Source organism: Paenibacillus sp. 7516 (assembly GCF_002272715.1).
In the GTDB taxonomy this organism is placed as follows: Bacteria; Bacillota; Bacilli; order Paenibacillales; family Paenibacillaceae; genus Paenibacillus; species Paenibacillus illinoisensis_A.
The window spans coordinates 106,631-129,018 of the sequence record NZ_NPBI01000039.1; the positions used below are offsets into that span (position 1 = coordinate 106,631).

The window sequence follows — 22,388 nt, forward strand, 5'->3', positions numbered from 1 at the left end:
AAAAAACGGGCATTTGAAAATTAACTGACAAAAAAGGCGGTGTTCCCTCCATAGTCTTAAAGGAGAAAACACCGTCTTGATGCCGCTGCGCTGCACTTGAATTCCAAGTACAGTCAGCTTATTCCATATTGCAGTTGTCCGCTGTTCAGCCTGCAGGCTTCCATATTATACAACGGTTCGGTCAACGTCGGGTCATGCTGGAGTGCCTGAGCAAACAAGGAACATGCTCCTTTGGGATTCGCCATCTTGGCTTCGAGGCAGCCCAGCGCATTGCAGGCTAGCCCCTTCAGCCTCGGAGAACCATTCAGGTGCACGATGAGCCGCAGGTGGCTTCCCGCTTCCGCGGTTTGATTGAGGTTCATATGCGCAAGTCCCAGATAGTACCGAGTCAGTGCACTATCCGGATATTCGGCAATAATTTGTGAGAACTGCACAATCGCCTGCGGATACATCTGTAACTTGAAGTATCCCTGACCGCGACTAAAGGATTCCAAATGGATTTCAGGCAGAGCCGTAACAGCTTCCTGTTCCGGTTGGAGTGCCACCGGCTGTTCCAAATCCCTGACCTGACTCATCTTCTCCTCAAACATCAGCCACTCATCAATCATCCCGTCACTCATCCGCTTCAGCAAGTTCCACTTTTGCAGCAGTTCCTGTTTGTTCAGACCTTCAGCGGAAGGGTAGCGCTTGATAATTTCATCTAACATGTCGTTCATTTCGGCGAAAACATGCTGGAACATCGATGCATCCCCACCCTTGAAAAAATGGATTAGTGCGTGACCTGTACTCATTTTTTGCAAGGTGGACCGATTTCATTCCCCTTACCAGCGGATTACATAATTGTCGCGTGAACTTCCTGCTTCATAGTCTGCACAGGTTTGTTTTGACCGTCCACAAAGACCACAGTAGGCTTGTGCGTATTCGCCTCTTCCTGAGACATCATTGCATATGAAATGATAATAACCGTGTCTCCTGGCTGCACAAGCCGTGCAGCTGCACCATTCAGACAGATTACTCCGCTGCCGCGTGGTCCGGGAATTACATAGGTCTCGAGCCTTGCACCATTGTTGTTGTTTACAATTTGTACTTTTTCATTTTCCATCAGATCAGACGTTTCCATCAGATCTTCATCAATGGTAATACTCCCCACATAATTCAGGTTGGCTTCCGTAACGGTGGCACGGTGAATTTTGGATTTCATCAATGTTCTAAACATGGGACAGTACCTCCGCTCTTTGCAATCTTGTATTATCAATCAGTCTCGTTTTGCCAAATTTCACAGCCAGCGCAATCAGTATATCATCTCGTCCATGCACTTTTTCCTGATCAGCAAGCGGCTCCAGACTCGGAAAAGCCTGAATCTCGGCATAATCAATAACAGCACGGGAGGAACGCGCAATGTTCTCGCGCAGAATACGCCGTATATCCGCAGCTGTCGTGTCAGCACTTATATCCACTGCTTCTTGAGCCGCACGCAGCGCCTTGGACAGAACCAGAGCTTCCTGACGATCTTCAGCACTCAAATAGACATTACGCGAACTAAGTGCCAAGCCATCCTGCTCCCGTACAATCGGACATGGAACAATCTCTACTGGCATATTCAGATCATTGACCATTTGCTGGATGACCGCTACCTGCTGTGCGTCTTTCATTCCGAAAAATGCGCGCTGGGGCTGAACGATGTTAAACAGCTTCGACACCACTGTTGTCACTCCGTCAAAGTGTCCTGGACGGGAAGCACCGCACAGCCGGTCAGTCAAACTTGACACCGATACTGTTGTTTGTGTCTGCTGTGGATACATCTCTTCAACGGAGGGAATAAATACGATATCCACTCCCTGCGCACGCGCCGTCTCTACATCCCTGGCTTCATCCCGAGGGTAGCTGTCAAAGTCTTCATTTGGCCCAAACTGAATCGGATTTACAAAAATACTTAATACGACAATATCACTTTGCTGTTTGGCAGCATGCATCAGGCTAGCATGACCTTCATGAAGATAACCCATCGTAGGCACCAAGCCTACAATAGACTCTCTGGATTGTGTAGCTAGACGCTTCAAACCTATTTCCTGTCTAAGTTCTGTGATGGTCCGAATCACTTTCATGAGTTGCTCTCCACCTTTTCTTTGCGATGTCCGTACAGCTGATCTACAACGCCGTCTGCGGCTGTAAATACATGCTCCTCCGCAGGGAAGGAACGGTCTTTGACTTCCTTGACATAAGCTCCAATGCTGTTACGAATCAGAGTACCTACATCGCCGTATGTTTTGACAAAGCGTTTCGGCATGTAAGGAGAGGCATACTGAACCACATCATGGAATACCAAAACCTGACCGTCACATCCACGTCCAGCTCCAATACCAATTGTGGGAATGGACAGTTCCTCCGAAATAGCTCTTGCCACTTCTTCGGTAACGAGTTCAAGAACAATGCCGAAGGCTCCAGCGGCTTCGAGTGCCTTCGCTTCATCCATTAGTCTTCTGGCATCCGCTGCATCCTTACCCTGAATCCGATATCCGCCGATCTGATTCACCGATTGCGGTGTCAGTCCGATGTGTCCCAGAACCGGTACGCCGGCCTGCACCACAGCCTTAACGGTATCCGCGATCTCCACGCCGCCTTCCATTTTGACTGCATGCGCATGACCTTCCTGCATTAAACGACGAACACCCTTCAGCGTTTCATCCACGCTACCATGGTAAGTCATGAACGGCATATCCGCTACGATGAATGTATTTCCTGCACCCCTTACAACGGAGCGGGTATGATATACCATATCGTCTATCGTCACAGGCAGGGTGGAATCATAACCCAGCACTACATTGCCGAGCGAATCCCCGACCAAAATCATGTCAATGCCTGCTTCTTCCGCAAGCAGAGCCGTGGGATAATCGTAAGCCGTAATCATGCTGAGCGGCACACCATCCTGCTTGTATTTTTTCATTTTCACAATATTCAACGCGTGTTTGTTAGCCATTTTCTTTATGGCTCCTTTCTCCTTTTCAATTCAGAACGCAACAAAAAAACCTTTTAGTTTTCCACTAAAAAGTCCCGAAAAGTCAAAAAAGAGTCACTTGCGATCGTCCCTTCTGTCTCGGTCCTCTTCGGCTCAGAGCAGAATCCAACAACTCACTTAACACATTTTCCATTTTGCTATGCATCTGTTCATGATCAAGCCAATCAGGCATACTGTTGCCGGAGTGCAATTCGGTCTGCAATAGCCGATATCGCCTCACGAACACAGTATACCAAAGATCAGCCCAAACTTCACGTGTTATGTTCATTATTTTAGTGGAAATTCGACAATTCCCTTAATCGATCAATGATATTTCTCCCGATACCACGGTTATCCGTTCGCCACTTCTCTTCTCGACAATCAAAGCCCCTGAAGGATCTAGCCCAATGGCTGTTCCCTCAATGTCTCCCTGCGGGTTCGAAACCTTTACTTCCCGATGAATCGAAACGGAGAGAGCTTCCCACAATGACGCGATAACACCGAAACCTTCCCTTTGATACAAAAGGTAAAGATGTTCCATTTCATTCAAAATGGCTGCAGTTAACTTCGTTCGATCGACCTGCTGTCCGGTCTCAACTTTAATTGAAGTCGCAATCGACGTCAGATCCTCCGGGTAGTCCGTAAGTTCAAAATTCACATCTACCCCGATTCCTGCAATGCAGTATCGCAGTTCATGATCTTCTACCGCTGACTCAAGCAGGATGCCACACATTTTGCGACCGTTAATCAGAAGATCGTTGGGCCATTTGATGCCTGCATCGGCCCCCGTATGGGCCCGTACAGCCCGGCAGACGGCTACCCCCGTCAGTAATGTCAGCTGTGGCGTATTGCGAAGCGGCTGCTCCGGACGCAGCAATATGCTCATCCAGATCCCCTTGCCAGGAGGTGAGAACCATTTACGCCCGAATCTTCCCCGTCCACCTGTTTGTTCCTCGGCAAGAACTACCGCACCTTCTGCTTGACCCTGTTCGGCCATTTGCTGAACATCGCCTTGCGTAGACAAGGTTGAATCTAGGATAAGTGCTTTACGGCCAAAGACAGACGTTTGCAGAGCCAGCTGAAGGCCTGCTGCATCAATGCTGTCAGGTCTCGTAAGGAGGCGGTATCCTTTACGGGAGACAGCCTCGAATTCATATCCAAGATCGCGTAGCTTATTCACATGTTTCCAGACTGCTGTTCTGCTAATGGACAGATTACGGCTGATTTCTTCTCCTGACACAAATCGCCCATCCGCATTCATGAGCATATGTAACAGTTCTTCATGCTTGGTCATCTGCAGCCACCCGTTTCACTTCAGCGGTCAGCGCTTCATGCTGATTCGCTATATTTCCAATCGCTGTTTCACGTAACAAGTGCTTCATCAACCGGCCCAGCCATGGCCCACCCTTGCGCTCTAGTAGTCCAAGAACATTCTCTCCGGTAATATGGAGATCCTTCAGCTCATGAACCGGCATGGATCGACTCCACTCCGCTGCGTTAGCAAGAATCGCTTGGTATGACGCCTCTGCTGAAGCAGAAAGGAGATGGCCAGTGGGGAGTATAAGTTGAATCTTGAGCCAATCCGCAGCGGCTTGACGTCCGCACGTCAGTTCAGCACTAATCCACTCAGATCGTAATAACACTTGATCCTTATCGTTCTGCACAACCGTCTTCAGTAACTCATCAAACTGTAAAACCCCGGTAATGCGCAAACGATCATCGTTGGAAAACGTCCACTTGCGCAGTAAAGCATCGGCTTCATCCTTCTTATATTGACCTGCGATCAGCAGAAGCGACCAGCGCAGTAAGGCATCATTATCTTTCAGTTCCCCGATTCGGAGTAGTAGATTCCTATTGAATCGGCTACCTTGCACCGGAGCCTTGATATATTCCAGTATTTTACTGTGCAGCAGCAAATCCAAACCTCGCAGCGGATGAGGACCGGCCATCATCTTCACCATCTCGGTTCGGACTCGCTCCATGGCAATATGTTGCAGCAAGTCTCTCTGCCTCATGAGACCTTTCCACGTGTTATAGGCAATGCTGAAGTCAAAAACCGAAGCAAACCGGACACACCGAAGCATGCGAAGCGCATCCTCACCGAACCGCTCACTCGCTGCGCCAACACATCTGACTCGTTCTTCACGAATATCCACTTGTCCACCAAAAGGATCAACGATTATCCCCCTTCTATCCATGGCCAGGGCATTCATCGTAAAATCACGACGCTGCAGGTCTTCTTTGATATCCTTGACAAACTGGACTTCAGAAGGTCTACGATTGTCTTTGTATTCCGATTCCGTACGGAATGTTGTGACTTCGAAGTAGTACCCCCCTGAACGTACAGTAACCGTCCCGTGCTGGAGTCCTGTCGGAATACAGTCTGCAAACAGTTCCATCACTTGTTCAGGAGATGCCGAGGTTGTAATATCCATATCATCTACATTGCGACCCAGCAGCTCGTCCCGAACACAGCCACCAACCCAAAAAGCATCGTATCCCTCTTCATTCAACTTGAGCAGCACCTGTTCACTCTGCTCAGCCATCTCGAGATCAACCCTTGTCCATTGCACCAAACCAATCACCTCATTACGTGCCTGTTGCTTGATCATTCTGTATCACTGCTTCTATCGATTAAATGGAAGTTCAACCGCAAACGGGTTTTAGATTGGGAACTTCTCTTCCCAGTACCCGATAGTATATTTGTTCATATTCATGACGGATGGCATCATTGCAAAAATCATGATGTGCCCTATGAAGACAGGCTTCTCTGAAATCTGCTGCCAGTCGGTCGTCGGTCAACAAGCGAATGGCGTTCTCAGCCATGGACTGGGTATCGCCGATCGGTGATAAATACCCTGTTTTCCCGTGTAATACGAGTTCCGGAATTCCTCCTGCCTGTGATCCAACGGTCGGCACACCGCAGGCCATCGCTTCCAGGGCCACAAGTCCGAAGCTCTCTTTCTCCGAAGGAAGCATTAGGATGTCTGCCATGGAAATGACTTGTGCAATGTCATCCTGTTTACCCAGAAAATGAACCTTGTCATTCAGGCCCAATTCATTAATTTTCCATTGGATTTTAGGCAAATCCGGCCCCTCTCCAACAAACAGCAATTTGGCTGGAACCTGCTCCTGAACCTGACGGAAAACTTCAACAACGTCCTGTGTCCGCTTCACCGGGCGGAAGTTGGAGATATGCATCAAAATTTTCTCGTTTGGAGCCGCAAAATCCCTGCGCAGACTGGCCGCATCCCGAGGATAATAAATTCGTTTATCAATAAAATTATATGTCAAATCAATTGGACGTTGAATGTCCAGAAGTTCAACCGTCTCCCGAATCAAATCCTGTGAAACCGCGGTTACAGCATCACTTTCGTTGATCGCAAGCCGAATGAGATCTTTCAGGGATTCATCCTGTGCCAGTACGGTAATGTCTGTACCATGCAGAGTCGTGACAACCTTCAGATCGTCGCCCACCATCTGTTTGGCCAGGAAAGCACATACTGCGTGGGGAACTGCATAATGCACATGCAGCAAATCAAGCTGCTGGGCTTTGGCCACTTGAGCCATCTTCGTTGCCAAGGACAGGTCGTATGGCGGATAGCGAAATACATAATAATCATTCACTTCAACTTCATGGTAAAAAATATTTTTCTGAAAAGTACCCAGTCGGAACGGAATACTATTCGCAATAAAATGAACCTGGTGCCCCTGTTCGGCAAGCAATTTGCCGAGCTCCGTTGCGACAACGCCAGACCCTCCGAGGGACGGATAACAGGTGATACCAATCTTTAGCTTTTGATCCATCCGGTGGACGCTCCTTTAATCTCTCGCGTGTGCGAGTTGATGTAATGCAACGGAATTTATATTTATATTAGGGTGAGAGCCTCTCACAGCTATTATCTAGGTGCTGCGCCAAACTGCCCAACAACATAAGGTGTAATACTCGCAAACCCTTCTGCGAAAGAAATCAAACTCCGCTGACCCAGCAAGGAATCCCGAGCTCTTACGCGTTCGATATACCCCTGATTCAACGGGGTAGAAACCGTTCCTGCCCCTATCTCAAATTGGGAACGATAACTGAGCAGCGATTTTTCCTTTTGCTCATAGTGTTCCGTAATATCGACAATCAAATCCACCGGTCCCATATCGTTAATGAAGTAAAAATACAGCTCCTTCACTTGGGTGGCAGGCAAGTCCGGCATGTAATTACGCAGCTTGGCATTGAACACCGCTTCCTGCACAAGCTTGCTGCACATGACATGATCCGGATGACGATCTTCCCAATAGGGTGCAAATACAATTTTCGGGGCATGTCGGCGAATTTCAGCCGTCACTGCCTGTATGTTCTCAGGGGTTATGTATAAACCACGATCTGGCAAGCCCAAATTGGTTCGACACGAAAGACCGAGGACGCGGGAGGCTTCCTCCGCTTCCTCGGCTCTGCGCTCTACAGTCCCGTTGGACGACATTTCTGCTTTTGTCAGATCACACACGCCCACTTTCATTCCCGCTGCAGTATGTTTGGCGATCGTCCCCGCCATACCAATCTCCGCATCGTCTGCGTGTGCTCCGAAAATCAGAATATCAAGACTCATTCGGAATCACCCGTTGTGACTCCGGCTTCCGGTTTGTATTTATGCACGAGCTCTCTCCATGCAAAATCGCCGCGATCCAATGCCTTAACCAGAATTTCAGCCGTTGCAATGTTGGTTGCGAGCGGAATGCCCTGTACATCACACAAACGAAGCAATGCATTAATATCCGGTTCGTGTGGCTGAGCCATCAGCGGATCACGCAGGAAAATAATTAGATCCATCTCATTCTGCGCAACTAAAGCACCAATCTGCTGGTCTCCTCCAAGCGGACCTGATTCAAACCGGTGAATCTTCAAAGAAGTTCCTTCCATAATACGAAGTCCGGTGGTGCCTGTCGAATACAATTGGTGATCTGTAAACACCGGTTCATAAGCTGTAACAAAGTTAACCATCTCTTCTTTTTTGCGATCATGGGCAATAAATGCAATTTTCAACATGACAATCTCCTTTAGTCGATAAAGTGATCAAATCCATAGATGAGTCCTGTATATTCCATAACCTTCTGTACACCGATTTTTACACCAGGCATGTAACCTGCACGTTCGTATGAATCATGACGAATTTTGAGCGTTTGGCCAAAATCGCCAAATACCACTTCCTGCTGCGCAAATACTCCTGGTAAACGAACACTGTGAATACGGAATCCGTTATAATAACCTCCCCGTGAGCCTTCAATGGTTTCCTCTTCATTAGGGTTGCCCTGACGGATTTCCTCACGGTTGGCTGCAATCAGCTCAGCCGTTTTAATTGCTGTTCCTGAAGGCGCATCCAGTTTTTGATCTCCATGATACTCAATGATTTCAACGTTAGGCATATGTTTGGCTGCTTGTGCCGCGAATCTCATCATCAAAATGGCACCAATGGAGAAGTTCGGGGCAATCAGACCTCCGATCCCTTTGTCCTGACACTGCTTGTCCAGTTGTTCGATCTGCTCCGTCGTGAAGCCGGTAACTCCCATGACGGGTCTGACTCCATAACGGATCGCAAGTTCGGTATGAGCGAAAGCATATTGAGGTATTGTAAAATCAACCATGACCTGCGGTTTCGTCTCTGCAAAAGCCATTTCGATATCGTCGGTTACAAGCACTCCGCATTCCGGAAGACCGACCAGGGTTCCGGCATCAATACCTGCGCCGGAGCGGTTAACCGCGGCAGCAAGCTCCAGTTCCGGGTCTTGAAGAACCAGCTTCACCACTTCCCGGCCCATTCGGCCAGCCGCTCCGATTACGGCAACTCTTATTACTTCACTCATCTTGGCTGCATCTCCTCACTGTATGTTGGTTCAGTCACTAGAAAATTCATTTCGTCAGCTTTCGCTTCAGATGAAATGAATTTCTTATTGAATAGAATTCTTACGTTGCTTGATTTGTTGGTACATTTGATGCAATTGTGCGTTCTGCGGATCCAGCGCTATCGCATCACGAACAGCCTTGATTGCACGATCAAATTCATTCAAATCGCTATAGGCCAGTGCAAGCATCACATGCGCTTCGACAGACAGCGGATCAAGCTTAACCGCTTCTTTCAGCAGAGCAGCAGCCGAAACATAACGTTCGTGTGTACCGCTGCCAGCCTGTTCCAGCAAAGCCTTCGCCTGTGTACTTAGCTGTTTGGCTTCCAATGTCTGCAGATGCAGAACATATTCTTCTGTGCCACCGGACAGCTCAGCTGCCTTACGGGCATGTTCCAGTGCCGGACCAAGGTGCTGGCTGCGGGCATGTGTAATGGAACAACGGTAGTGAAGCTCCGCATGTTCCGGGTAAGCAAGAATAGCCGATTCAAACCAACGGATCGCTTGCTCAAAATCATTTTGCAAAATACAGCGGTAAGCCTGCTGCATATAATCTTCCGGCTTCATCATCCAAGCTGTCCCTCCCCAATCGGGTGATGGTACAGCATATGTAATCTACGCCTAATCGGTGTTTTTTGGAGTCCACCGATTTGCATCGCGTGTATTAAATTTATGCATGACTTTGTCGTGCGCCTGCGCCAGGTCAATCCCGAGCGAGTTGGCAAAACAAATCGTGATAAACAAAATTTCCCCAAGCTCCAGCTCAATGGAATTGTCTGCTTCAGAAGCCTTCTTCGGCTTTTCACCGAACTCGTGATTGACTTCCCGAGCTAGCTCTCCCACTTCTTCCGACATACGCGCCAGCATGGCCAGCGGACTGAAGTAGCCTTCTTTGAACTGGGAAATGTAGAGGTCAACCTCGCGCTGCATTTCTGCGATGCTTTTCTCCATGAGAACGGATTCTCCTTTTGAAATTGTGTCGTATTTGTTCCTAATATATCAGTTATTTAGTTTGACTTCCACCATCCTGAGGCACAAATCATTTTTAAAGAATCAATAAATAGGTATACTAAGATGGCAAGTATTGCTTCATCATTAATTTACATATGGAGAGGGATCTAATGAGCACTGCCAAAACCTGGATTCAAATCAAACTGATACTCCCTATTTTGCTAGGTACTGCATTGTATGCTTTTGGACTGCTGTACTTCATTATCCCTAATCAACTAATGGAGGGCGGCGTCACCGGGGTTACCGTACTGCTTAATTATGCGTTTGGCCTCTCTCCGTCTCTCACGACCCTTATTATCAACGTCCCGTTATTTCTGATCGGACTCAAGATATTGGGTGGCAGACAGATGGTCTATACAGGGGTGGGCATTGGTGCCCTTACGGTGTTTCTGTGGTTGTTTGAGAAAATGATTCACTCTGGATGGATTGAGCCGCTGCACACGGAGAACGATCTCCTGCTGGCAGCCCTTTATGCAGGTGTCACTCTCGGGGCTGGGTTGGGTATCGTATTCCGCTCAGGCGGAACGACAGGTGGTTCAGATATCATTGCACGGATTCTCAATCGAAAATATGGATGGAGCATGGGCCGAATTTTGCTCGGTATCGATTTTATTATTATCGGCATCTCACTAATCTACATACCAAAAGAAAAAATACTCTATACGCTGGTTGCCGTCTTTATCGCTTCCAAGGTCATTGACTTCATTCAGGAAGGCGCTTATTCCGCGCGGGCATTCATGATCATTAGTGACCATGCGCCTGAAATTGCTGATCTGATTACCCGGGAAATGGACCGCGGAGTAACTCTTATTCCAGCCATCGGCGCCTACTCCAAACAAGCCAAACATGTCGCTTACTGCGTTATTTCACGTCAGGAATTCAGACGACTGCAAACCATTGTCAGATCTGTTGATCCCCGTGCCTTTGTTATTATCAGCGATGTTCATGACGTTCATGGAGAAGGCTTCAAGGAATCCTGAAACCAACCGAAATACATGCAAAAAACCTCTATCCCAGGGACAGCCAATTCGCTTCCTTGCGGTATAGAGGTTATTTTGGTTCGTGGTTGATGATCAGCGCCGGAAGGGAAAGATGCCTTGCTGCTGTGCACGATACTTCCGATATCCCGCATAAGTTAGTGCGGCCACAATGACGGAAGTGATGAATAATCCTGCCGCTCTCCGGTTTGGTCCCTGAACAAATGGAACAAAAGCACTCTCATCCTTCTCACGACCAAACAATTGATTAACCAGTTCTTCACCTTGGGATATCATGCTTTGCAGCTGAGTAATATCTGGCTGTTTAGCTCCAGTCAGCCCTTTGGTATGGGATAACCAGGCGTCCAGCTGAGCGATCTCGTAGGGTTCACGACGAATCATCGCTGCCGGTCGAATGGTTTCATAGTGTTCTTCAAGCAATGCATATCGGCTGGTGAGTGCAGCTGTTTTCTCATGCTGACTCACAGCAGTGGATATGGCCTGAAGGTCATCTTTTACAATTTTATAATATTGGAGCCATAAGGGTTTGGATGGATTAGCAAGACTGTCAGCAGCGAGCCGCAGCTTGGCAGAAGCCTGCTGAAGACCGGTGTCATCACTCTTAACGCGGACAGCTGCTTGTTTTACTTCCACAATCGTTTCGGATAAGGCATGAATGCCTTCGACCGTCGTCTGACCTTCAAACGAAATATGCTCCAACCGCTCGCTAATCCGCATAATACCGTTTCTGACTTCTTCGATATTATGATCCAAGGCATGCCTGTAGAGCGATGTCGCTTCCTGATTAAGCTGCTGAATGGAACTGTTGACAAGGGCTTGTTGATCCGCTTCCCCTTCATTCCCTTCACTTTGTGCAGATACACTGTATGACAAGTTCGTCCAAAACAACAGCGCCATGAACGATACTACCAATAACCCGGTTTTGTTCCAGAACATTCTCTTCATGGACATCCCCCCCATACCAATCTATGGCAGGGCACGACCACTTAGAACAAGCTTGCAAAATCAGGTTCGTTTAGCCTGTCTTAATGCCAGCCACGCACACAGAATGCTAACCAGGGTAAGCCCGAAAGTGAAATTGCGGACACCATCCAGATGCTGATAGAGAGCACTAGGCAGCCAAGGGAAAATATCATATGTATAGTCCATCGTATCGTTCAATAACGTCCATAGACTGGCAATAAGCAGCGCAGCCCATCTGAAACCAAAAAACCTGACATAAATCAACGCTTCAATAGCCATGGCACTGTGTGAGGCGATCAGCATCCAGTCCTGCCAATGCGGCGACCCACCCTGCATCCAACCCGCGAAAATAATCGAAACGGCCCAGACCCCATATTTCACCGATGTAACCACAGCGAGAGCTTGAATAACATGTCCGATTCGGTTGAGCACCACAGATTTAGGTTTATATAGAACCCACAGAAGACCAAGGGTAAAAAACAAACTCGCTGTGGGACTGTCCGGAACAAATACAACCTGCCATAGGGGCTGTTCCTCCAGTGTTAGTTTCAGCTGATCTCCGTACCATATGTACCCATACACGGTACCCACTGCATTACACCAAAACAGAAGCCACAGAAAATACCGATTGGTCAGAAACTCCCGGCTCCAGAAAAACGATAAAGACACGTTCGCTGCCCCTTCCTTCTTATACTTTCTATTGTCTTTATGAAGCGTTAATTGGTTAAACACTCAAAAAAACCTGACCGCAACAACAGTCAGGTTTTTGGCTTAATTTGATTTTACTGTTCTGCCTTCTGTTTCGCAAGCCATTCCGCCAGGTGATTGATATCGTCGTCTGTCAGACCTTGGGCGATGGCTTGATCATACATGGGCGGCATGCCGTTATATCCCTCTTTAATAATGGTCAAGATCTCTTCCTGGCTGTGTTTGTCACCAATACCACGAAGCGAAGGTCCACTAGCTCCCTTCAAATCAGCAGCATGGCAAGAAATACAACCTGCTTTTTTGAGCGTTTCCATTGCAGGGTCATCCTTGTCAACGATGGCCACTTCTTGTTGTTGGCCCGGGGCATTGGACGTCGGTAGACCTTGTTCATGCTTCTCGTGTGCCTCTTCCTCACGCTGAATATGCTCAGGCTTCTGGCCCGTCGCTTCAAGCTCGTGCTTGTAGTGCGTCCAAGCCACATTCGTGAGATAAAATACAGAGAGGATTGACAGAACCATGAGTGATGATGCAATTGGACGTTTGTAAAACCGTCTTTCCTTGCCTGTATCCAAGAACGGGGCAAGCAGTAACGCTCCAAAAGCAACCCCGCTGACACCCAGAACACCGAGCAGGACATAATCGCCTGACGCATACGGATATTTTAGATATTGGTACAGAAAAAGGAAATACCAGTCCGGCATCGGAATTACGGATGCACTTGGATTGGCCGGATAACCAAGCGGAGCAGGTTCAGAGATGGTCAGTACCAGGATACCCACCAGCACCACAACACCAACCATCCATTCCTTCAGCAGAAAGTTAGGTATAAATGCTTCTGATTTGCCTGGATACGCTGTATAGTCCGGTGGGGTAATAAACCCTGCCCCTTTACGGACGCGTGAATCACCGACAAAGATAATCTTCTCCTGATCATCAGGCTTGTGTCCGTGAGCCATTGCGATTCCTCCCTTCTCAAGTTATAGTGGTCCCGAAATGCCCTGTCTGCGGATCATGATGAAGTGTCCGACCAGAAGCACCAGAAGCACAGCGGGAAGGAAGAAGACGTGCAGAGCAAAGAATCGTGTTAGCGTCTGTGCACCTACAATGGTTCCACCTTGAAGGAATTCTTTAATGATCGGTCCCAACCATGGGACGGTATTGGCAATTTCCAAGGTAACTTTGGTTGCAAAATAGGCTTTGTTATCCCATGGCAGCAGGTACCCGGTCAATCCAAGACCCAGCATGACGAAAAAGATCAACATGCCGACAACCCAGTTCATCTCACGGGGCGCTTTATAAGAGCCTGTAAAGAATACACGCATCGTATGTAAAAACATCATTACGATTACCAGACTGGCTCCCCAGTGGTGCATGCCGCGCACAATTTGGCCGAAAGCTACCTTGGTCTGCAGATACTCGACGCTGGCATAAGCATTGATAATATCAGGTACGTAATACATCGTAAGAAACATTCCTGAAAGAATCTGAATTACGGTAATAAAGAACGTCAATCCACCAAAGCAGTATACGAATGCGGAAAAGTGGTGAGCCGGGTTTACGTGCTCTGGAACTTCATGATCCGCAACGTCCCTCCAGATTGGCGTGATATCGAGACGCTCGTCAATCCAGTCATAGACATTTTTAAACATCTGCGTTCACGCCTCCTATTTCACTCGGGTGTTCGGAACAATCTCGCCCAGGTATACCCAGCCCTGTTCCTCCTTGACCACATATTCATCCAGCGGTTTCGGGGCTACGGCAAGATTTTTTCCTTCCTTGTCATAGTGCGCGCCATGGCAGGGGCAATGATACTCATCAGGATAATTTTTGTCACTGTTCCAGCCGACTGTACAACCCAAATGTTTACAGATCGGTGAAAGCGCATAAATCTTCCCCTGCTCATCCTTACGAATCCATGCCACAAGCGAAGCATTACTCAGGTACCAGCCATCTTGCTGCTGCAGTTCAAATGTGAATTCTTGAGGTTCGTTCGTGATTTTGCTGATCTCAGCTACTTTGACAGAAGTGCCTTCTCCCTTGTGCTGCAAAATTGGGTCCACCGCAAAACGGACCATGGGAAGAATCGCACCGGCGGCCATATAGGCTGTAGCTCCACCAAGCGTGTACGTTAAAAACTGCCTGCGTGACATTTCCGTCCGGCTTGGCGGTTTGTTCGAGGCTTCGTGCTGGTCATGCTCACTGCTCATACTGTCTCCACCCCCCTTTTTCAACCAACTCTCTCATACGTTTTCATTATCAGAAATTCCACGACTTACTAGAACATACATAATCATATAGTAGCCCTAGAACACCGTCAAGAATTTGTCACACATTTTTAAGGTTCAATTGTAAGCGTTATTAAAAAAGTGTTGATAAATTGTCACAATTTCAGTCAGATGTTAATTTTTCCACATCTCGCGTACTTTTTCCCCGACATACCCTGCTATTTTTACTTCATCTATTTCCTCAACCATTTGAGAACGATTAAAAACCAGATCTGCAGATGAAATTTTATCTTTCTCCAAAAAACCATCTGATGTCATTATCACCACATATTTGAAGCCTGAGCGCTTCATTTGCTCGCATATGGTGTTTAATGCCATTGACATTTCCGGAAAAGCGAAATGGAACGCTGGATATGTCATGACCCTTCCTTTAAACGGGACTTCAATTAGATCCAGAAAATCTCTAAGCCTCTCTAGCGCTTCCGTGGCTTCAGCCGGCGAATGATTTCCCGTAAGACCGGTGAATGGAATAAGGCATGTATCCAGATAGAGTTGCAGTTCAGCCCAGCTGTCTTGAGTCATCTCACTGAATTTCAATTCCCTATTTCCCCTCTCTATCCATTTTATTCCCATATTATATATGAGCAAACGATGTAAATCTATAGAGTTATTCATAAAATCTCTCCCTAAAAACACAAAAGGAAATGCGTAATCACGCATTTCCTTCTTATATGGTTTAATCATCAGTTAATCAGTTTATCGTTTTCAGTTCATCCGTCAGACTCCGGAAAGCTACTTCGTCTCCGGTAGCCAACGCCTTGTCGATTTCCATATACAGCTTCTCGCTACGCTGTTTACGAAGCGCTTCGTCCCACACCATCTCAGCAGCCAGCCCCAACATGACTTCATACGTAACTTTCATTTTATCCAATAGGATGCACCTCCAAAACGGATTTAAGAGCTCCTATATTCCTTACCTTTGGCAACATAACCAAGTGAAGTCCTCGACATCCGCTCAAGGTCGGCATCCGTCAATTCACGGATCACTTTGGCTGGTGTTCCCAGAGCCAGGGTATAGGGCGGAATTTTTGTATTTTGAGTTACAACAGAACCGGCCCCAATCAGTGTGTATTCACCAATTTCGGCTCCATTGAGAAGGATGGCTCCCATACCGATCAGTGAGCCTGTTCCAATGTGACAACCATGAATAATCGCGGCATGCCCCACTGAAACGTCATCTCCCAGAATCAAAGGTTGATTCGTATTCACATGTCCAACAGCATTATCCTGAATGTTACAACGTTGTCCGATCCATATTGGCGCCAGATCGGCCCGTAATACGGCATTGAACCAGACCGTAGAATCTGCAGCTAACTTCAGGTCACCTATAAGTTTGGCCCCTTCAGCTACATACACCGAAGAATGAAGCTGCGGTTGTTGACCCTTGAATGGGATTAGCATATCAGTATCACTCCTTAATTTGGGAGTGATTTTAGCAACTTGTCCCCTAAATGTCAAACACCAGAGGAGTCGTGTCACCAGACAGCGATCGGCAGGTTGCAGCAAGCCGCAAGCCCCATGCTGTCATTTGCACGGTACTCTCACCCTCCTGCTCTCCGATGCGAAGCATCCCCAGATGCAGCATCATTTTGACAACTCTCGTTTCATAGATCGTCTCCGGTGTGTCGTAATAAAACGGCTGGATTAACGGGCCAATTTGTCGGAACAAGGACTCTGCGGTGGACCACCCAGGTGCACATTCTCCTGTCCAATACACAATGGAGGACAAGTTTGGAATAGCACCTTTATAAAGTCTTAACCAAAACCTAAATAGCTGTATCATCTCGGCTGTATTCTCTGCACCCAGTTTTTCCTCGCCGGCTGAAGTCAATTTCAGCAGCCCCTGTTCTTCCCGAACAAGCCGGTGGTGGAATGCATAGTCATATAGCAATGCAAACCGGTCAGGATAATCCTTGAAGGAACGACCGTAGCCAAACCTCCATCCCGCTTTTCCAACCAATGTTTCACTGACATGAAGATGGTCCATCACCTGCTGCTGAGAACGTCGGTACATCATGCCTTCTGCGTTCAACGTAATCTCATGCTGCTGCACAAATTGCAGGAACAACTTCAGATCGTCTACCAACAGATGGTATTCATCTCGATACATCGGTGGTTCATTTGTCGTTTTAATACCTGCCTTCAGGTGAGCGGATAACACATCCCGGAACCTCATTTTCAGATCCTGGGGTACCTGGTACAGGTATTTCGTATGCTGTGTTGTTCCATTGAATAACCATCCACTCTTGGTGAACCGAACGATAAGATCTCGCGGACTAGCGCCGGACTCGCTTTCTTTTTTGTCCATCGATTGACGTGCAATGGCGACTAGTTCCTCCATACCAAAGTATTGCCGAGGATCAAATAGCAGGTTGTTCAGGAAACGCAGATGCGCCACATTAAGTTCGCTGACCTGTTGCTCAAAAAATCGTCTACTGCCCAACGTTGTGAGAATACTCTGGATGAGTTCATGTTTGGAATTGGGTTTACACTCACACTGGTAATAGTCCGCTATTCGATTAAGCTGGCCGATATCGGCAAAAGTTAGCATATCCGCTAGATTCATGGGTCCATCGCCTCGCCGTTAACTACTATTGGGCTACTGATTCGGGGCCGGAGTAGTTTGGTTTTGTAAACATGTTTGACGGAATTTCCATGATCTAAACCTCATTTACCAAATCTTTTATCTTTTTATTCATCCTATGCCCGAACTTGTCTGCTCAGAAGAAAAATGAGATGCACAGAATGATACCAAACGACAGTTTCGCTGTTTCAAAACAAAAAAAACAACCTGAGTCCAATTACTCAGATTGTTTAGCCGCATCCAATGATAAATGTCGTGTGCAATTATATAACAAGGGACTCCAGTCATCCTGTTCTTTTTCCAGGATCGTAAGTGACAGGTTTCCAATTCGTTCCGTATAGCGGTCTTTGAACAAGGCAGACAACAGGTTTGCGAGAAAAGCGCCATGAGTTACAATCAAAACATTTTTGTCTTGATACGCAGCCCACAAATCTTCTAGAAACGCTAAAGCCCGAGTCTGTATATCAATAATCTGCTCCTGGCCCAGATCCAGCGTCTCCCAATCCATTCCCCAGCGGGTAATTCGTTCTTCCGAGGTTAAACCCTCGATCTGACCGAAACCTCTTTCTTTTAAACGCGCATCTGGCTCAAGCATAGGCACGTCTAGCAATCCAGAGATAATCTCTCCTGTCTCCTGGGCCCGCGATAAACCACTGGTAATGATATAGTCCCAATGATAATCCTCTGTCAACAAACGGTGTCCCAGACGTTCTGCCTGCTGACGCCCTTCGGCATTCAATGGTATGTCTGTCTGCCCTTGGATACGCCCTGCAGCGTTCCAATCGGTAAGACCGTGACGAATAAGCCCAATTCGCATCTCATCCCTCTTTTCTATACGGCGAACGCCTGGTTAACTATGCACGCGCACCTTGTTTACGTTTGTTCGTCGTTCGATGCATTCGCCCCAGCGAAAACAAAGCCATGCCAATAGCGAGTAGTGACAAGGCCATCCAGTATCCCGGATACGTAGGTCCCATACTTACGACAAAAGGTTCAATAATGCTTCCTCTGTCGGCCCCTGGCATGTCGTACTGATACATACTTGAAGCAGTCAGATCGCTTCCAGCAACAGCTGTTTCGAGAATCCCCGTAGAAACGACGCTTTGCTGTTCAGCTTCTGATACCCCAGACTTGAACATCGCCATGTATAAGAAACTGCATAAAAAAATGGCCAGAAACGCAGCAATCCACAGCGTCATATGCTTGCGGATCGCAGCAGAGAATCGATTCACTTTTGCCTCTTCAGGTAAAAGCCACGGGGACTCCGCATAAATGCGGTCCATTACGTTGCGATTGACTCTCTCTGCCTGCTGCTCTGTCACCGGTTCTGGTATGCTGTGCAGCAGCACCTGGGCTTCTTCCCAAACTTCAAACTGCTGGGAGCACTCCTCACAACCATCCAGATGAGCATGAAAAGCAAGCCGCTGCGGATGATTTGCCGGCAAGTCCCAGATCAGTGCAAACAAGTCCTGGGCTTCATTGCAATTCATCGGTTCTTCATCCCTTCATATGGCTCGTACACCGGTTCGAAGAAATAAGGTTCCAATTGGGTTTTTACGCTTGATCTTGCTCTGAACAATAACGATTTTACAGAACTGACGCTCTGCCCAAGAATATTCGCAATCTCCTGGTAGTCTAGTTGATCATATTCACGGAGTATGATGGCAGAACGCTGCTTCTCCGGTAAGTTGTTAATGGCATCTCTAACCAGCATGACCCGCTCACTGCGCAATACAGCATGCTCTGGGGCGTTCTCGGAAGGAGCAATGGGGACAACCCCGCTCTCTTCTAAAGGAACACTGCCACTGCGCTGTTTGCGCAGCTCACTCAGTACCGTATTTCTCGCAATGGTATATAACCACGTCGAGAATGAGGCATCCACCTCGCGGAATGAGTGTAAACTGCGGAACGCCTTATAGAAAGTCTCAGAACAGAGATCTTCCGCAAGCAACTCCATATTGGAACTTTTCAACATATGATATACGAAAGCCAGTATTTTACGCTGATAACGACGCATCAGCTCGGAATATAACTCCAGGTTACCTTCCTTGATCTCTCGAATCAACTGGGAATCCGTCATTTGAGTGCGACCCCTCCTCGCCCATCCATGTGCTTCTCCCCGTTCGACTCTATCCATGTATTACCGAACAGGCACAAAAAAGTTGCGGTTCTCACCGCATAAAACAGCGTAAAGCCATATCAGGCCTCTACGCCAAAATCCCCTATGTAATGGCAATTTCCCCAACGTTTCTACATTAACAGTATTTATTGTACAACGGTCAACAGCCTCCTGGCAAATTCTTTACGATTTACAAAAAGCCCGACCTGTCATTCTTATGCCTCTTATTTCACGAGTATGACGACATAAGAACCAAATTGGCAAAATTGCACATTGCACACTCATTAGACGCAGAGAGTTCCAAAAAGGTTTCAAAATTTTAATCTTTTTATTTCAGATCCTTTTTTGGAGGATTTTATGTTCTGAATTTATGTAAGTTATAATTTAATTTAACAATTTTTTATAAAGTGTTGACAAAATGAAAACGTATACATATAATAAAAGTACAGTATGGTTTCTCTCCACTCCTATCCAATAACTGTATTGCTCCACGTGAGCAATGGCCGCTTATGTAAGCGGTCTTTTTTTTGCCCTTCTTTAAGGACGTATCGTAACAACTGTTTATCAACACAAAAAAAGAGAGCGATAGCCCTCTTTTTTCTACCTCATACCCAGACCTGATATCCTAGGGAATCCAATAAAGACTTCGCACGTTCCATATCCTCTTCCTGTCGGAATGACAAACGCATGATTCCTGGTACATCGACCCGGTTCTCGATAATCTCCAGGTTGCTCAAGTTGATATCATGTGTCCCTAGCTCTGTTGCAATCTTACCAATCATCCCTGGTGCATCCTGCACGTCTGTATACAAGTCAAACAGCGGCGAGATCATGCCTTTACGCCGTTCTGGCAATACGCTGCGGAATTCACGGGCCTGACGGAATGCATCTTCGATTCCCGGGCCATTCTCGTTCTCCAGCATATCCGTAAAAGCAGACATCTGGCTGTTCCAGTCCTTCAATAGACCAAGGAGTACTTCACGATTGCTCAGCAGGATATCACGCCATACAATCGCATCACTGGATGCAATACGCGTGATATCACGGAACCCCCCTGCTGCCAACATTTTATACAGGGGATTCGATTCATTATATTCACGTACCTGATTCACGAGCGCAACCGCGATCACATGTGGCAAATGACTGATAGCTCCCACAATATCATCATGTAATAATGGCTCAACTCGGACGATCTGTGCCCGTGTATACGCCAGTAGCTCGGATAATCGGGCATATGCCTCTTCAGGGACATGTGCCGACGGAGTCAGAACATAGTACGCGTTCTCGAAAAGCACAGCCGAAGCCGCGTCAACACCAGCACGCTCAGATCCGGCCATCGGATGACCACCAATGAAGTAGGCATCGGTCATGCGTACATGCTCAGCACAAGCCGCAATCGAAGCTTTGGTGCTGCCAACATCCGTGATGATGCATCCCTTTTTCAAGGGCAGCTTCGCCAGTTGTTGAAAATATGATTCAAGCAAACCTACCGGAACGCACAAAAAAATAAAGTCGGCATCCTGCACCGCTTCTTCCAGAGAGAGTGTAGCGTCGTCCACTACACCACTCGCTATGTACTTGTCTTTCAATTCAGGTAGATGTGCATAGCCCATTACAGTTATTCCCGGCTTGCCTTTGAAGCAAAGCGCGAGAGAACCTCCAATGAGCCCCACACCAATCATTGCAATTTTTAATTTCATGAGACCTCACTCTTTCATCGCCGGTTTTAGTGGCTTGTTGTCGCCTTCTCAGCCAGCGTGTTCTCCAATGCCGTCACAAAAGCACGGTTCTGTTCTGGTTTGCCTACAGACACACGGATGTATGTTGGATAGACTTGGAATCCAGGGCGGACAATGATCCCTTGTTTGAGCAAGGATTGGAAAGCATCCTTAGATGGCATATCCAAATCGACCAAGATGAAGTTTCCTTGCGACGCGAAGAACGGCAATCCAAGACGGGCAAACTCGTTTTGCAGATAATCACGTTCAGATGCATTCTGCTTCGCACATTCCTGAACAAATGGTTGGTCCAAAAGTGCAGCCGTTGCTGCCACCTGGCCAAAACGCGACGTGTTGAACGGTTCACGTACACGGTTAATCAGGTCGATGACCTCCGGACGTGCAATGCCATATCCAATTCGTAGTGAAGCAAGGCCATAGATTTTGGAGAATGTCCGTAAAATGACCAGGTTCGGATAACGATCCAGCATGGAAATGGTTTGTGGATACGCCTCATCCGTTACAAACTCATAATAGGCCTCATCCACCACAACCATTACATGAGCAGGTACCCGATCCATAAATGCTACAAGTTCCTGTTCAGAGATAATTGTCCCTGTAGGGTTATTCGGATTACATACCCAGATGACTTTGGTTTTATCACTTATTTCCGCGAGCATGGAGGACAGGTCATGCGTTCCATCTTGAAGCGGAACTTCAATTGTCACTGCGCCCTCAATGTCTGCATTGCTTTTGTACACGGAGAACGTCTGATCCGCCATGATTGTCTCATCGCCCGGAAGGAAGAAGGCACGGGTAATTAATGCAATAATCTCGTCTGATCCGCAGCCAAAAATAATGTTGTTTCGTTCCACGCCCAAATGCTTTGCCAGCACCCCTGTCAGCTCAACGGCGCTGCCGTCAGGATACAGACTAACATGGGCCAACTCTTTCGTAATGGCTTCCAGTACGGCAGGAGAGCTGCCGTATGGATTCTCGTTGGAGGCCAGCTTGATCACTTGCTCAAGCCCCAGTTCACGTTTCACTTCTTCAATCGGTTTGCCCGGTTGGTACACAGGCAGATTGACAATCTGGGATTTCGGTTTCAACCCGACCGC

General features: G+C 47.4%; 27 protein-coding genes. 1 reads left to right on the forward strand and 26 read right to left on the reverse strand.

The window, feature by feature from the left end:
• Window positions 1-113 precede the first annotated feature (113 nt).
• From CHI14_RS26270 to CHI14_RS26325, 12 genes are all read right to left on the reverse strand, one after another.
• A complete protein-coding gene (locus CHI14_RS26270; protein WP_341175654.1) occupies window positions 114-791 on the reverse strand; it encodes a tetratricopeptide repeat protein in 678 nt (225 codons plus the stop codon).
• Between the two features lie 41 nt (window positions 792-832).
• The gene (gene panD, locus CHI14_RS26275; RefSeq protein ID WP_095292807.1) at window positions 833-1,216 is read right to left on the reverse strand and encodes an aspartate 1-decarboxylase; all 384 of its coding nucleotides are present in this window, start codon (window positions 1,214-1,216) and stop codon (window positions 833-835) included.
• Window positions 1,209-2,105, reverse strand: coding sequence for a pantoate--beta-alanine ligase (panC, locus tag CHI14_RS26280; protein WP_095292809.1), 897 nt, complete (start codon window positions 2,103-2,105; stop codon window positions 1,209-1,211). Before panC ends, panD begins: the two co-directional genes overlap by 8 nt.
• Window positions 2,102-2,977, reverse strand: a complete 876-nt coding sequence (gene panB, locus CHI14_RS26285; protein WP_095292811.1) for a 3-methyl-2-oxobutanoate hydroxymethyltransferase — start codon at window positions 2,975-2,977, stop codon at window positions 2,102-2,104. The genes panC and panB overlap by 4 nt, the downstream gene beginning before the upstream one ends.
• 334 nt (window positions 2,978-3,311) lie before the next feature.
• The gene (locus tag CHI14_RS26290) at window positions 3,312-4,289 is read right to left on the reverse strand and encodes a biotin--[acetyl-CoA-carboxylase] ligase (RefSeq protein WP_095292813.1); all 978 of its coding nucleotides are present in this window, start codon (window positions 4,287-4,289) and stop codon (window positions 3,312-3,314) included.
• The gene (locus CHI14_RS26295) at window positions 4,276-5,607 is read right to left on the reverse strand and encodes a CCA tRNA nucleotidyltransferase (RefSeq protein ID WP_095292815.1); all 1,332 of its coding nucleotides are present in this window, start codon (window positions 5,605-5,607) and stop codon (window positions 4,276-4,278) included. The genes CHI14_RS26290 and CHI14_RS26295 overlap by 14 nt, the downstream gene beginning before the upstream one ends.
• A gap of 34 nt (window positions 5,608-5,641) precedes the next feature.
• Window positions 5,642-6,802, reverse strand: coding sequence for an N-acetyl-alpha-D-glucosaminyl L-malate synthase BshA (gene bshA / locus CHI14_RS26300; RefSeq protein ID WP_095292817.1), 1,161 nt, complete (start codon window positions 6,800-6,802; stop codon window positions 5,642-5,644).
• Window positions 6,803-6,894: 92 nt separating this feature from the next.
• Window positions 6,895-7,593: a bacillithiol biosynthesis deacetylase BshB1 gene (gene bshB1, locus CHI14_RS26305; protein ID WP_095292819.1), complete on the reverse strand. Its 699-nt coding sequence runs from the start codon at window positions 7,591-7,593 to the stop codon at window positions 6,895-6,897.
• The gene (mgsA, locus tag CHI14_RS26310) at window positions 7,590-8,030 is read right to left on the reverse strand and encodes a methylglyoxal synthase (protein ID WP_095292821.1); all 441 of its coding nucleotides are present in this window, start codon (window positions 8,028-8,030) and stop codon (window positions 7,590-7,592) included. Before mgsA ends, bshB1 begins: the two co-directional genes overlap by 4 nt.
• Window positions 8,031-8,041: 11 nt before the next feature.
• The gene (gene dapB, locus CHI14_RS26315; RefSeq protein WP_095292823.1) at window positions 8,042-8,845 is read right to left on the reverse strand and encodes a 4-hydroxy-tetrahydrodipicolinate reductase; all 804 of its coding nucleotides are present in this window, start codon (window positions 8,843-8,845) and stop codon (window positions 8,042-8,044) included.
• 84 nt (window positions 8,846-8,929) lie between these two features.
• The gene (locus CHI14_RS26320; protein WP_095292825.1) at window positions 8,930-9,454 is read right to left on the reverse strand and encodes a tetratricopeptide repeat protein; all 525 of its coding nucleotides are present in this window, start codon (window positions 9,452-9,454) and stop codon (window positions 8,930-8,932) included.
• Window positions 9,455-9,505: 51 nt separating this feature from the next.
• Entirely contained in the window at window positions 9,506-9,835 is a 330-nt protein-coding gene (locus tag CHI14_RS26325; protein ID WP_095292827.1) for a nucleotide pyrophosphohydrolase, read from the reverse strand.
• 170 nt (window positions 9,836-10,005) lie between these two features.
• On the opposite strand from CHI14_RS26325, the gene CHI14_RS26330 reads away from it, so the two are divergent.
• The gene (locus CHI14_RS26330) at window positions 10,006-10,875 is read left to right on the forward strand and encodes a YitT family protein (RefSeq protein ID WP_095292828.1); all 870 of its coding nucleotides are present in this window, start codon (window positions 10,006-10,008) and stop codon (window positions 10,873-10,875) included.
• A 93-nt stretch (window positions 10,876-10,968) separates the two neighbouring features.
• On the opposite strand, the gene CHI14_RS26335 is transcribed toward CHI14_RS26330, so the two are convergent.
• The 14 genes from CHI14_RS26335 to hisC form a co-directional block, all read right to left on the reverse strand.
• A complete protein-coding gene (locus CHI14_RS26335) occupies window positions 10,969-11,838 on the reverse strand; it encodes a sporulation protein YpjB (RefSeq protein ID WP_170948282.1) in 870 nt (289 codons plus the stop codon).
• Window positions 11,839-11,898: 60 nt separating this feature from the next.
• The gene (locus tag CHI14_RS26340) at window positions 11,899-12,525 is read right to left on the reverse strand and encodes a DUF1405 domain-containing protein (RefSeq protein WP_095292832.1); all 627 of its coding nucleotides are present in this window, start codon (window positions 12,523-12,525) and stop codon (window positions 11,899-11,901) included.
• A 113-nt stretch (window positions 12,526-12,638) separates the two neighbouring features.
• The gene (locus tag CHI14_RS26345) at window positions 12,639-13,520 is read right to left on the reverse strand and encodes a menaquinol-cytochrome c reductase cytochrome b/c subunit (protein ID WP_095292834.1); all 882 of its coding nucleotides are present in this window, start codon (window positions 13,518-13,520) and stop codon (window positions 12,639-12,641) included.
• Window positions 13,521-13,541: 21 nt separating this feature from the next.
• A complete protein-coding gene (gene qcrB / locus CHI14_RS26350) occupies window positions 13,542-14,213 on the reverse strand; it encodes a menaquinol-cytochrome c reductase cytochrome b subunit (RefSeq protein WP_017687726.1) in 672 nt (223 codons plus the stop codon).
• 15 nt (window positions 14,214-14,228) lie between these two features.
• Entirely contained in the window at window positions 14,229-14,771 is a 543-nt protein-coding gene (locus tag CHI14_RS26355) for a QcrA and Rieske domain-containing protein (RefSeq protein WP_095292836.1), read from the reverse strand.
• A gap of 192 nt (window positions 14,772-14,963) precedes the next feature.
• Window positions 14,964-15,533, reverse strand: coding sequence for a DUF2487 family protein (locus CHI14_RS26360; protein WP_249281249.1), 570 nt, complete (start codon window positions 15,531-15,533; stop codon window positions 14,964-14,966).
• A gap of 7 nt (window positions 15,534-15,540) precedes the next feature.
• A complete protein-coding gene (locus CHI14_RS26365; RefSeq protein ID WP_095292837.1) occupies window positions 15,541-15,720 on the reverse strand; it encodes an IDEAL domain-containing protein in 180 nt (59 codons plus the stop codon).
• A 23-nt stretch (window positions 15,721-15,743) separates the two neighbouring features.
• Entirely contained in the window at window positions 15,744-16,250 is a 507-nt protein-coding gene (locus tag CHI14_RS26370) for a gamma carbonic anhydrase family protein (RefSeq protein ID WP_095292839.1), read from the reverse strand.
• Window positions 16,251-16,296: 46 nt separating this feature from the next.
• Window positions 16,297-17,415, reverse strand: a complete 1,119-nt coding sequence (locus tag CHI14_RS26375) for a hypothetical protein (RefSeq protein WP_095292840.1) — start codon at window positions 17,413-17,415, stop codon at window positions 16,297-16,299.
• Between the two features lie 235 nt (window positions 17,416-17,650).
• Window positions 17,651-18,250 (reverse strand): histidine phosphatase family protein, encoded by a 600-nt coding sequence (locus tag CHI14_RS26380; protein ID WP_095292842.1) that lies wholly within the window; start codon window positions 18,248-18,250, stop codon window positions 17,651-17,653.
• A 37-nt stretch (window positions 18,251-18,287) separates the two neighbouring features.
• Window positions 18,288-18,923: an anti-sigma factor family protein gene (locus CHI14_RS26385; protein WP_095292844.1), complete on the reverse strand. Its 636-nt coding sequence runs from the start codon at window positions 18,921-18,923 to the stop codon at window positions 18,288-18,290.
• A complete protein-coding gene (locus CHI14_RS26390) occupies window positions 18,920-19,513 on the reverse strand; it encodes an RNA polymerase sigma factor (RefSeq protein ID WP_095292846.1) in 594 nt (197 codons plus the stop codon). Before CHI14_RS26390 ends, CHI14_RS26385 begins: the two co-directional genes overlap by 4 nt.
• Window positions 19,514-20,157: 644 nt before the next feature.
• Complete coding sequence (locus CHI14_RS26395) at window positions 20,158-21,252, reverse strand: prephenate dehydrogenase (protein ID WP_095292848.1); 1,095 nt, start codon at window positions 21,250-21,252, stop codon at window positions 20,158-20,160.
• Between the two features lie 26 nt (window positions 21,253-21,278).
• Window positions 21,279-22,379 carry a histidinol-phosphate transaminase gene (gene hisC, locus CHI14_RS26400; RefSeq protein ID WP_095292850.1) on the reverse strand — a complete coding sequence of 367 codons (1,101 nt, stop codon included), beginning with the start codon at window positions 22,377-22,379 and terminating at the stop codon, window positions 21,279-21,281.
• Between the last annotated feature and the right edge of the window lie 9 nt (window positions 22,380-22,388).

Excerpts from the sequence above, each read along its gene's own strand:
- CHI14_RS26270 (WP_341175654.1), bottom strand. The coding sequence starts at position 791 with ATGAGTACAGGTCACGCACTAATCCATTTTTTCAAGGGTGGGGATGCA.
- panD (WP_095292807.1), bottom strand. The coding sequence starts at position 1,216 with ATGTTTAGAACATTGATGAAATCCAAAATTCACCGTGCCACCGTTACG.
- panC (WP_095292809.1), bottom strand. The coding sequence starts at position 2,105 with ATGAAAGTGATTCGGACCATCACAGAACTTAGACAGGAAATAGGTTTG.
- panB (WP_095292811.1), bottom strand. The coding sequence starts at position 2,977 with ATGGCTAACAAACACGCGTTGAATATTGTGAAAATGAAAAAATACAAG.
- CHI14_RS26290 (WP_095292813.1), bottom strand. The coding sequence starts at position 4,289 with ATGACCAAGCATGAAGAACTGTTACATATGCTCATGAATGCGGATGGG.
- CHI14_RS26295 (WP_095292815.1), bottom strand. The coding sequence starts at position 5,607 with ATGATCAAGCAACAGGCACGTAATGAGGTGATTGGTTTGGTGCAATGG.
- bshA (WP_095292817.1), bottom strand. The coding sequence starts at position 6,802 with ATGGATCAAAAGCTAAAGATTGGTATCACCTGTTATCCGTCCCTCGGA.
- bshB1 (WP_095292819.1), bottom strand. The coding sequence starts at position 7,593 with ATGAGTCTTGATATTCTGATTTTCGGAGCACACGCAGACGATGCGGAG.
- mgsA (WP_095292821.1), bottom strand. The coding sequence starts at position 8,030 with ATGTTGAAAATTGCATTTATTGCCCATGATCGCAAAAAAGAAGAGATG.
- dapB (WP_095292823.1), bottom strand. The coding sequence starts at position 8,845 with ATGAGTGAAGTAATAAGAGTTGCCGTAATCGGAGCGGCTGGCCGAATG.
- CHI14_RS26320 (WP_095292825.1), bottom strand. The coding sequence starts at position 9,454 with ATGATGAAGCCGGAAGATTATATGCAGCAGGCTTACCGCTGTATTTTG.
- CHI14_RS26325 (WP_095292827.1), bottom strand. The coding sequence starts at position 9,835 with ATGGAGAAAAGCATCGCAGAAATGCAGCGCGAGGTTGACCTCTACATT.
- CHI14_RS26330 (WP_095292828.1), top strand. The coding sequence starts at position 10,006 with ATGAGCACTGCCAAAACCTGGATTCAAATCAAACTGATACTCCCTATT.
- CHI14_RS26335 (WP_170948282.1), bottom strand. The coding sequence starts at position 11,838 with ATGAAGAGAATGTTCTGGAACAAAACCGGGTTATTGGTAGTATCGTTC.
- CHI14_RS26345 (WP_095292834.1), bottom strand. The coding sequence starts at position 13,520 with ATGGCTCACGGACACAAGCCTGATGATCAGGAGAAGATTATCTTTGTC.
- qcrB (WP_017687726.1), bottom strand. The coding sequence starts at position 14,213 with ATGTTTAAAAATGTCTATGACTGGATTGACGAGCGTCTCGATATCACG.
- CHI14_RS26355 (WP_095292836.1), bottom strand. The coding sequence starts at position 14,771 with ATGAGCAGTGAGCATGACCAGCACGAAGCCTCGAACAAACCGCCAAGC.
- CHI14_RS26360 (WP_249281249.1), bottom strand. The coding sequence starts at position 15,533 with ATGATTAAACCATATAAGAAGGAAATGCGTGATTACGCATTTCCTTTT.
- CHI14_RS26370 (WP_095292839.1), bottom strand. The coding sequence starts at position 16,250 with ATGCTAATCCCATTCAAGGGTCAACAACCGCAGCTTCATTCTTCGGTG.
- CHI14_RS26375 (WP_095292840.1), bottom strand. The coding sequence starts at position 17,415 with ATGAATCTAGCGGATATGCTAACTTTTGCCGATATCGGCCAGCTTAAT.
- CHI14_RS26380 (WP_095292842.1), bottom strand. The coding sequence starts at position 18,250 with ATGCGAATTGGGCTTATTCGTCACGGTCTTACCGATTGGAACGCTGCA.
- CHI14_RS26385 (WP_095292844.1), bottom strand. The coding sequence starts at position 18,923 with ATGAATTGCAATGAAGCCCAGGACTTGTTTGCACTGATCTGGGACTTG.
- CHI14_RS26390 (WP_095292846.1), bottom strand. The coding sequence starts at position 19,513 with ATGACGGATTCCCAGTTGATTCGAGAGATCAAGGAAGGTAACCTGGAG.
- CHI14_RS26395 (WP_095292848.1), bottom strand. The coding sequence starts at position 21,252 with ATGAAATTAAAAATTGCAATGATTGGTGTGGGGCTCATTGGAGGTTCT.